This is a genomic window from Micromonospora orduensis (assembly GCF_006228125.1).
GTDB classification, from domain to species: Bacteria; Actinomycetota; Actinomycetes; order Mycobacteriales; family Micromonosporaceae; genus Micromonospora; species Micromonospora orduensis.
In genome coordinates, this window is sequence record NZ_VDFY01000048.1 from 1 (window position 1) to 3,558 (window position 3,558).

Annotated in this window: 4 protein-coding genes; all 4 read right to left on the minus strand. The window is 64.8% G+C overall.

The window, feature by feature from the left end:
* Positions 1-104: 104 nt before the first annotated feature.
* The 4 genes from FHG89_RS00525 to FHG89_RS00540 all read right to left on the minus strand — a co-directional run bounded on the left by FHG89_RS00525 (position 105) and on the right by FHG89_RS00540 (position 3,295).
* Positions 105-1,313, minus strand: a complete 1,209-nt coding sequence (locus FHG89_RS00525; RefSeq protein ID WP_139581900.1) for a DUF7380 domain-containing protein — start codon at positions 1,311-1,313, stop codon at positions 105-107.
* A gap of 97 nt (positions 1,314-1,410) precedes the next feature.
* Positions 1,411-2,103: a hypothetical protein gene (locus FHG89_RS00530; protein WP_139581902.1), complete on the minus strand. Its 693-nt coding sequence runs from the start codon at positions 2,101-2,103 to the stop codon at positions 1,411-1,413.
* Positions 2,104-2,352: 249 nt separating this feature from the next.
* Positions 2,353-2,508: a tyrosine-type recombinase/integrase gene (locus tag FHG89_RS00535; protein ID WP_167517314.1), complete on the minus strand. Its 156-nt coding sequence runs from the start codon at positions 2,506-2,508 to the stop codon at positions 2,353-2,355.
* A gap of 79 nt (positions 2,509-2,587) precedes the next feature.
* Complete coding sequence (locus FHG89_RS00540; protein ID WP_139581906.1) at positions 2,588-3,295, minus strand: hypothetical protein; 708 nt, start codon at positions 3,293-3,295, stop codon at positions 2,588-2,590.
* Positions 3,296-3,558 lie beyond the last annotated feature (263 nt).

Below are 3,558 nucleotides of genomic sequence, written 5' to 3' on the forward strand. Positions count from 1 at the left end.
CCTACCACCGCCGTCGACGCCAACGATCCCTGTCCCGGTTGACCCCTATCGAGTACGAGACCATCATGACCCCACCGGCCAGTCAGGCCGCGTGACTGAAACTGTCACCTATCGGTGCAGCAGACCCCTCGTTCGTCGGCCATCGCCTTTGTGGCGTCGATGAGCGGCACGATTCCTGCGAGACTCACGAGCGCTTCGAGTGCCTTCTTCCCGGACACGACCTTGCGCGCGTGCTCAACATACTGAGTGATGTCGATCGGATCCGACTGGATGAGCATCATCTCCTCCAGCGAAAGCTCTCGGATGTCAGCGAGCCGGTCACGCAGCTGCTGGAGTTGCCCGTCGAGACCTCGCGCCGAGCGGTACTTCCGGGGAAGACCGCGTATGGTCGCGATGGCCTTCTCGATAAACGTGCCGACAACGAGCGCGGGCCTGTCCTGCGCTAGTCGCTCGTCCGCCTCGTCGAGGTACGTCTGGCCGACGCGCTCGGTGCACTCATTGGCAAGGTCTGTTTCGCCCGCCCGCAAGTACCAGGTACAGGCGTGGCGCTCGTACGCGCGCCTGAGCCGGTGGTTCCCCGCGACGGCAGCGGCAAGCGACACGAAGTGGTTGGCCAGATCCCGAGCGCCCGCCTGATCAACGGACCTGGCATCGCGCAGCAGGTCCGAAATCTGAGTCAGCATGAATCCCGCCGAGCCATCCTTGGCAAACAGAAACTCGGCCAGCTCGGTCGTCATCTCCTTGACGGTCTGACGGCCTGCGTTGCCCCGGCGCAGCGAGAGCTCGATCGCCCGACGCCAGCCGTCACGACCTGCACGAAGCCAGGCGTCCCGCTTCAGCGGCACGGACCGGTAAGCGTTCACCGCAGCGGACAGCAGGTCCATGTTGCGCCGGTCGCCGTAAGCCCAAGCGATGTCAGCGACCCTGGCCTTCAGGACCGGCTCCTCGATGAGGGGCACGAGGCGGGCCAGCAACTCGAGCTCCGGCTCACTCAAGTCGTCGGGGATTGCCGATCGACGATTCGCGATTTGCATGGCGGGCGCGTACGGCTCCGTCCAGTTGTCGGGAACCAGCATGGGGGACGCGGCCTTCGCCAGCACGTCCAGCACGCGTGTCCTGAGGCTGTCCTCTCCTGCATCTACCTGGGCTTCAGCCCTCAGGCGGGCGAGGTCGAGCGAAAGCACCTCGGGGCTTTCGGTCCCGCGTGAGAGGCCGTTCCCGTCTACCAGTGCGGGAGCCCACCACGCGGGGTCAATTGGATCCTCCGCCGCACCTCTGTTCGAGGCTGTACTCGTCAACTGTGTCTCCTCCATGCTCTCGCCTGCGCGGCGTGCCCGAACACGATCCTCCAGCAGCAGTGGCCGTAGCCGCGCGCGACGAACCCGTCAACGGCCCGTGGCGGCCCAAGGATTAGTCGACCTTGCTCTCGGGGTCGGCGATGAACGCTAGGAACTCGGTACCGAGCGGAGTCGTCGCTGGCACCCACAGTCCGTTCTCGGTCATTACCGCGCTGAGCGACTGGTTGATCAGGCCAGCGGTGGCGAGTGCCCCGGCGTACCGGTCGATCAGATCGCGACGGCCGGAAAGCTCCGGCATGCCTGCCTCGATGATGCCGATCTTCGGGCCCATGTAGATGTTCGGCCGAGCGATACCGTGGCGGTCGAACCAGCCAGGTGGATCGGAGAGCAGCTGCAGCATTCGCATGTGAGTCGGGGTGAACCGGTCGATCATGTCGAAGAAAAGCTGCTGCGTGTCGACGTCCGGCGCGTCGGGCATCACAGAGTTGACGACTGCATTGCGCAGCGCCTCGAGCTTCTCGGCCCGCGAGGTGCGGTCGGCGATCTGCGCGGCCGTGGTCAGCGCGTCCATGAACGCGTCTTCGCCGGTGAGCCGTGCGAAGTCACCGACCTGCTCCTCGAGCTCGTACACCTTCGCGGCGAGGTCGTTCAGCCATCGGGTGCGTCGGTCGGCAAGGCGCCGGCCAGCGAGTTCATTGAAGGCGACCTGGAGGGCGCTGCCCGCGACTGGCACGAACGAAATGGCCATCTCAGCGGACTTCGCAAGCCCTTGCTTTCGGTCGCTGTCCTCGGGGTACGGTTCCACGCTGGGCATGGTGCCCCACCGCCGCAACCTTGGGTCGGTAGGTGGGCGCTCGTTTGCCTGCCCGATGCCAGTGCCGCACGCTGGTCGATGGCGCCCCGATCGGGCGGCGGGTGACCCGCCGCCCTTTTCCTGTCGGGGGGCCTCGCTACCCGACGGGTGAACCCGTGGTCAACGCATCGACGCCGAGGAAGTTCCCGACGATCCGCCGCACCGGCTCGTGGTGCCGACGCGTTGCGTGCACGTAGACGTTCATGTCGTGGTCACGCTCGTGTGCCCGGCCATCGTCCGCAACGCCGCCAGGTCGACGCCTTCGGTCGCCAGCAGCGTCAGCAGCGAGTGCCGCATCCCGTGCATCGTCATCCGGCGCGGCAGGCCCTTCTTCCGCGCCAGGTCGCGGATCTTCACCCACCGGCTTGGAGGTCGACCAGCAGATACGACAGCAGCCCCATCCTCGGGTCGGAGGATGGGGCCGCTCCTTGTGCCATCAGTCCTCGAACGCTCCGGGGGACGCGTAGGCGACGCAGGACGAAGGCTTGCCGGTGATCAGGAGGTCCATCTCAGCAACGGCCTTACCCGAGGGCGGAACCAAGTCGGGGAACGTGAAGCCGCCGCCGACGATCCTCTTCTCGGTGCTGTAACAGACGACACCTACCCGAGGACTCTTGAGGGGCTCGGTCTTCGGGTTGGTCACCTCGACCTTGGCCTCGAATCCTTCGCCGTATTCGGACTTGACCAGCTTAACCGGCCCGGTCTTGATCTCTGGGAACGGCTCGGAGGAGAAGCTGCCCTTGTCCTCGACGAGCAGCGTCGCGTCGACCTTAGCGGCCTTTTTGCCCTTCGGCAGCTCCGCCTGTGTCTGGACCAGGAGCTTTTGTCCGGCACCAGAGAAGTACTCGACCTGTGACTCGCTGGCGAGCAGCTCGTCGTTGGCGTCCTTGATGTTGAACTGGACCGTTACCGTTTGCCCGACCTTGTCAGAGGTGTTCTGAACGATAGCGATGAGCGCCACGTAGATGTCGCTCTGGCCAAAGCCGGTTTCCATGAGCGAGCCAGCGGGCTTCTCCACGGTCGCCTCGGCGGTGTTGCTCGCCGCACCCGTGGAACTGCCCTGCTCGACCTTGTCGGCCTCACCGCACGCGGCTAGGGACAGCATGGAACAGGCGACGAGGGTCGCGATGCGCAGGTTAGTCAAACTCGGTCCCCGATCAGGAGGTTGTTAGGCACGGAGAAGGTAGCGCACCTTACCGACACGTAGATCATCTGATCGGCCTGCGCTTGCGGCACCAACTACGTGTCCTCGTGATGCGTTCGGTGTAGTGACTTACTAATACTCCAACGTCACTTGGCTTTGTCGTTGGGCGTGGCGTGGGCGTGAAGACGGCCACCGCGTTGATCATCGATGGTTTGTGAGGACAATCGAAGATCGTGCGGTGGCCGCGTGCCACAGCGTAGACC

What these genes read in the sequence shown, in the direction of transcription:
- FHG89_RS00525 (WP_139581900.1), bottom strand. Translation starts at nt 1,313, where the DNA reads ATGGAGGAGACACAGTTGACGAGTACAGCCTCGAACAGAGGTGCGGCG.